This window comes from Arthrobacter sp. 10T413_2 (assembly GCF_056394205.1).
This window is the reverse complement of record NZ_JBFTHK010000224.1, coordinates 1-5,716: the sequence shown is the minus strand read 5'-3', so window position 1 is coordinate 5,716 and position 5,716 is coordinate 1. Positions and strand designations below refer to the sequence as shown.

4 protein-coding genes are annotated in these 5,716 nt (G+C 67.3%); 1 reads left to right on the top strand and 3 read right to left on the bottom strand.

The genetic code is table 11. The features are described 5' to 3' along the window. Positions 1 to 373 precede the first annotated feature (373 nt). The gene (locus AC1DBQ_RS21015) at positions 374 to 1,486 is read left to right on the top strand and encodes a sialate O-acetylesterase (RefSeq protein ID WP_476930356.1); all 1,113 of its coding nucleotides are present in this window, start codon (positions 374 to 376) and stop codon (positions 1,484 to 1,486) included. Positions 1,487 to 1,568: 82 nt separating this feature from the next. On the opposite strand, the gene AC1DBQ_RS21010 is transcribed toward AC1DBQ_RS21015, so the two are convergent. The 3 genes from AC1DBQ_RS21010 to AC1DBQ_RS21000 form a co-directional block, all read right to left on the bottom strand. Then, entirely contained in the window at positions 1,569 to 2,084 is a 516-nt protein-coding gene (locus AC1DBQ_RS21010) for a GNAT family N-acetyltransferase (RefSeq protein WP_476930355.1), read from the bottom strand. A 61-nt stretch (positions 2,085 to 2,145) separates the two neighbouring features. Then, positions 2,146 to 2,544, bottom strand: coding sequence for a VOC family protein (locus AC1DBQ_RS21005; RefSeq protein WP_476930354.1), 399 nt, complete (start codon positions 2,542 to 2,544; stop codon positions 2,146 to 2,148). Positions 2,545 to 2,637: 93 nt separating this feature from the next. Continuing rightward, complete coding sequence (locus tag AC1DBQ_RS21000) at positions 2,638 to 5,649, bottom strand: bifunctional [glutamine synthetase] adenylyltransferase/[glutamine synthetase]-adenylyl-L-tyrosine phosphorylase (protein WP_476930353.1); 3,012 nt, start codon at positions 5,647 to 5,649, stop codon at positions 2,638 to 2,640. Positions 5,650 to 5,716: the final 67 nt, after the last annotated feature.

The following is a 5,716-nucleotide window of genomic DNA, read 5'->3' as shown; positions in this document are numbered from 1 at the left end:
ATCATGGACAGCACCGAAACCCCCGGAATCTATCGGATTTCAACGCCCCCAACTTCACCCAGTCAGGTCTGTTGAGTTCGAGCTCTACTACGGGGTCTAGCCAGAACACAGGGCTAAACAGCGACTAGCCCGCAGAGGGTCCTCAAGACCCTGGACACATCAAAGGCCGGCACCAGGTTCACCGCCTCGGGCCGGCCTTTTGTTGCGTGAGTTCTGCGGCTGTCCATAGTCGGCCTTGCCGGGAGGCTCAAGGAAAGCCGAAGGTTCCTGGGCCACAATAGCCTTCCCGGCTGGCTCGGGTCGCGTCGCTGTTGCCGAACGGCGGCTAGTTGTCGGTGCTGGCCGTCCCTGCCTAGCGTGGGAAGTKAGATCCGTGAAAAGACTGACAACCTGGATTCAAGGACTACTGGTCGGCCTCACAGTCTCTGCCCTTATGCTCGCGGGCGTGACGCCTGCGCAGGCAGCGACCAAGGTMACCGTCCTGGATGTGTTCTTAGCTGTCGGGCAGTMAAATATGTCCGGCCGCGGCCTCCCCAGCGGCACCACAGATGATCCGGCGGACCCGAGGATATTCCAGTACGGCGCTAAGCTACGCACATTCCGGAATGCCACCATCCCCTTGGACATGCTCGACGTCGCMAAAGGCATCTCCCCCGCCACGACCTTTGCCCGCGGGTACGTGAAAAACCAGCCCGCCAACGCCGGAGTTCTCATCATCCCCGCGGCGCGCGGCGCCACTGCGTTTACCAACAGTGTGGGAACCCCGACCTGGAATGTAGGCACAGCCTCCGCCCCGGAATTCGACCTCCCCGCGCTGGCAGTTGCACAGACCCGCGAAGGGATCGCGGCGGCTGTGGCGGCGGGCTACACCGTGAAGCTCAAGGGCATCCTCTGGCACCAGGGCGAAGGCAACTGGTGGATGTCCACCTCCGCATACAGTGCGAAGCTTGACGAGCTCATAGGATACTTTCGGTCCCAACTGGCCGCCCCTCAACTGCCCTTTGTGGTGGGGGGCCTGGCACCGGAGGGAATCGCGGCCCAACCGGGGTTAGCCAACATTGACAAGTCCCACAAGGGAACCCCCTCACGAGTCGCCTACACCGCGTTCGCACCGTCCATGGCGGGGGGCGTGAACGACGGTGACGCGTTCCACTTCTCCCGGACCGGCGACGAGTTCCTGGGGAGAACGTACCTCACCGCCTTTTGGCGGGCAGCCAAAATCACCTACGGTCCGGTACCGATCATCACCGGTACCGCGAAGGTCGGTTCCACCCTCACCGCCGTGCCCGGCGTTTGGGCCGTGTCCCCGGTTATCCTGACCTACCAGTGGTACCACTCCGGGACTGCGGTCATTGGCGCCACCGCTGCCACCTATGTGGTCCCCTCCGGCGATCTGGGACGGACCATCACCGTMAAGGTCACCGGCTCCAAGACCGGCTACACCACGACCTCCAGGACCTCCGCCGGCATCAAGGTGGCGCAGTAGCATCGTGCGGGGTGCGCACTCCGCACTTCAGCGCTTTCGATCAACTGATGCATCCGGCGTACCGGTCAAGCTGCATTTCCGGTCAGAACGCCCGGTACATGATGCGTTGCGGGCCGGCGTCACCGCCGTCGTAGCGGCCGCGGTCATCAAAGCCGGCCTTACGGTACGCGGCCAGGCCGCCGGGATTTCCTTCGTTGACGGAGAGCACGACGCCGGCCTGGCCGGTTCCGAGGCCGGCCGTCAGTTTGGCTGCCTCCCGCACGGCGGCCTCGGCGGCGAGCGTGCCGATGCCTTTGCCCTGCTGCCGCCGGTCAATCAGGAATCCCCGTAGTAGCCAGACAGAGTCGTCGTCGGGCCAGCCCGCCAGGGTCGCCGCACCCCGCTGGAGGGTGAGCACGCCCACGGCCGTTCCGTTGACGTCCACGGCGAACGGGTACCGGGACTCTTCTTCCAGCGCCATCAGCATCATCCGCAGCGGGTCGCCAACAAACTTCCGCTGACCTTCGCCGAGTTCCAGCAGCGCGATCTCCCCCAGTTTGACCGCCCGGGCGTCGTCATCGAGGTTCTTGATGGGCAGCAGCCACACGTGTTCAGCCATGTAGCCAGCGTACCTATGCCGGCAGCGCCTGCCGCCGCGAGCGGCTTGCGGCTGAGTGCAGCTACAGCGCGGCGTCCTTCGGCGGGCCGGCCGGATCCATCCAGAAGACCTCCCAGAGGTGGCCGTCCGGGTCCTGGAAGCTGTGCGTGTACATGAAGCCGTAGTCCTGGGCCTCCTCCGATGCCTTGCCTCCGGAGGTCAGCGCCGTCCGGATGACCGCATCCACGGCCTCACGGCTCTCCAAGGAGAAGGACATGATGACCTCGGCGGTGTCCGCCGTGGTGGCCACCGACTTGGAGGTGAAGGTCTTGAAGTAGGACTCGACGAGCAACATCACGTACGCACCGTCGTTGACGATCATGCAGGTGGCGTTCTCATCGGTGAAGTCCGGGTTAAAGRAGAAACCCAGCGCGGTGAAGAACTCAACGGTCGTATCGAGATTCCGGACGGGGARGTTCACAAACAGTTGCCTGGCCATCCGCCCAAGGTAGCACCGGGCGGCGGCATGTGTCAGTACGGAGTGGGTCAGTGACTGGCTGGCCGCCGATCGGCGCTACTGACCGTAGAAGACCCGTTCGAAAACCGACCGTGCACGCCGGCTCAGACGCAGGTAATCCTCTTCAAGCTCCGCGGCGTTGCCTTGCCCGTAGCCGCACCACCGTGCCACGGCCTCGAGGTCGCGGCGGGAGGAGGGCAGCAGGTCCGAGGTCCGGCCGGTCCAGATGACGTTGGCCGAACGGATCCGGCTCGCCAGCCGCCATGCCCGGAGCAAAATCACGACGTCGCCGGCATCGATCAGGTCCAGGGCCGCGGCCGCTTCGAGGGCCTCCACGGTGGAGGTGGTCCGCAGCTCCGGGTGCTTGCCGGCGTGCCGAAGCTGGAGCAGCTGGGCCAGCCATTCGACGTCGCTCAGGCCGCCGCGGCCCAGTTTCAGGTGCCGGGCCGGGTCGGCGCCGCGCGGCAGGCGCTCCGCCTCGACCCTGGCCTTGACCCGCCGGACCTCCCGCACGTCCTGGTCCGACAACGACTCCGGGTATCGGATCGGATCGATCAGGGCGATGAAATCCTCCGCCAGGGCGTCGTCGCCGGCCATCGGGCGTGCCCGCAGCAAGGCCTGGGCCTCCCAGACGAGAGACCACCGGCGGTAGTACTCGGCATAGGACTCCAGGGACCGCACCATGGGCCCGCTCTTGCCCTCCGGGCGCAGGTCCGCGTCGACGGACAGCACGCGTTCGGCCAGGATCGCCGGTTTGAGCGGCTGGGTCAGCAGGCTTGAGAGCTTGCCCACGATCTGCGAGGCCTGCGCCTGCGCTTCCTCTTCCGGGACGCCGGGCAATCCCCGGTGGACGTACATGACGTCGGCGTCCGAGCCGTAGCCGATCTCCCGGCCGCCCTGCCGGCCCATCGCGACTACCAGCACGTGCGTCTTGAGCGGTTCCTCGGCGGTGATGATTGTCTCCGCCACGCGCAGCGCCCCCAGGACGGCTGCCCGGTCGGTGTCGGCGAGGGCTTCGCCCACCTGGTCCTGGTCCAGCAGCCCGGCACTGTCCGCGATGGCGATGCGGAGGATTTCGCGGCGCCGGATCAGCCGGATCAGCCGCATGGCGCTCTCCGGGTCCGCGTGCCGGGACATCTTCGAGGCGATCTCGAGCCATTGGGATTCGAAGCTGAGCGGGACAAGCTCTTTGTCGGTTCCGAGCCACGCCACGGACTCCGGCGAGACCTCCAGCAGGTCCGCGATMAACCGGGAGTTGGCGAGCACATGGCAGAGCCGCTCGGCAGCGGCCGTCGAATCGCGGAGCATGCCCAGGTACCAGTGCGTTGTGCCGAGCGCCTCGCTGACGCGCCGGAAGGCGAGCAGACCGCCGTCGGGATCCACGCCGTCGGCGAACCAGTCCAGCAGGATGGGCAGCAGTTGGCGCTGCAGCGCGGCGCGGCGGCTGACCCCGGCGGTGAGGGCCTCGATGTGCCGCATGGCGCMGCGGGGATCGAGGTAGCCCAGGGCCGCGAGCCGGCCTTGGGCGGCTTCCGGAGTCAGTCGGGCCTCTTCGCTGCTCAGCGTGGCAACCGTGTTGAGCAGGGGGCGGTAGAAGATGCGTTCGTGGAGTTCGCGGACGGAGCGCTTGGTCTTTCGCCACGCGCCCACGAGGGCGTCCGGTTTGGGCCGCTCGGTGGAGAACGGGCCTAGGACGGCCTTGGCGAGGGAGCGCAGCGACGCTTCGTTGACCGGCATGAGGTGGGTCCGGCGCAGCTGGAAGAGCTGGATCCGGTGCTCGAGGAGCCGCAGGTAGCGGTAGTCGCGGTCKAATTCCGCGGCGTCCGAGCGGCCGATGTACCCGCCGGCGGACAGCGCGGCGATGGCGGACGTGGTGTCCCGGCAGCGCAGCGATTCATCGGACTTGCCGTGCACAAGCTGCAGAAGCTGCACCGTGAATTCGACGTCGCGCAGTCCCCCCCGGCCCAGCTTGATCTGCCGCTGTTCTTCATCGGCCGGAATGTGCTCGGTGACGCGGCGGCGCATGGCACGGACGGATTCGACAAAGCCTTCCCGGCCGGCCGAGGACCAGATCAACGGCGTCACGGCGGCCTCGTAGCGTGCCCCCAGCGCGGCGTMGCCGGCGATGGTCCGGGCCTTCAGCAGGGCCTGGAATTCCCAGCTCTCGGCCCAGCGCGCATAGTAGCTCTCGTGCGAGGCCAGCGTCCGGACCAGCGGGCCGGACTTGCCCTCGGGCCGCAGGTTGGCGTCCACTTCCCACAGCCCGGGTTCGCGGCTCGTGGACATGATCGCCCGCGAAATACCCGAGGCGAGAGCCGTGCCGATCATGGTTGCCCGGACGTCCTCCAAAGTGCCGGAATCGATTACGTAGATGACGTCGACGTCGGAAATGTAGTTCAGMTCGCKGGCGCCGCACTTGCCCATGCCGATCACGGCAAGCCCGACGTCGGCAACCTCCTTGGCGTCGAACTTCTCCGCCGCCTCGGCCCGGGACACGGCGAGGGCCGCCTCCAGGGCGGCGCCGGCAAGGTCCGCCAGCTCCGCACCGGCAGCCGGCATGAAATCGAGGGGATCGGCCGCGCACAGGTCCTTGATGGCGAGTTCCACGAGCCCGCGCCGGTACGCCGTMCGCAGGGCGGCGTAGGCGTCCTGCCCGCTGATGGCCGCCACCGGCCGGGCAGACTTCGGATCAGCCCGCACTGACTGCAGCAGCCGGGCTMTTAGGGCAGCCGGGTCCGCGGCCAGCGGTTCCGGGCTGACCCGGGCGGCGAAGGCGTCAAGGTGCTCGGGGTGGCGGATGAGGAATTCGCCCAGCGCCTCGGAGGCACCCAGCACCCGGTACAGCGGTTCGCTGGCTTCCGGATCCGCGACGGCGAGCATGCGTAGCTGGGGGTGCTTCTCGATCAGCCGGACCAGGGACTGCAGGGCCGTGTCCGGGTTAGCCGCCAGCTGCAGCCCGGCAAAKAGGGCGTCCTGGTCGAGCCCCTCCAGTTCCCGGGCTGCCAGGAACCGTTCCCCCTTGTCGAGATCACTGAAGCCGGCGGCTATGAGGCGTCGTGCCAGGCTCACCGGGGCCGCCTACAGAATGCCGAGATTGCGCTGCAGCTCGTAGGGCGTGACCTGGAGGCGGTAGTCC

Excerpts from the sequence above, each read along its gene's own strand:
- AC1DBQ_RS21010 (WP_476930355.1), bottom strand. The coding sequence starts at position 2,084 with ATGGCTGAACACGTGTGGCTGCTGCCCATCAAGAACCTCGATGACGAC.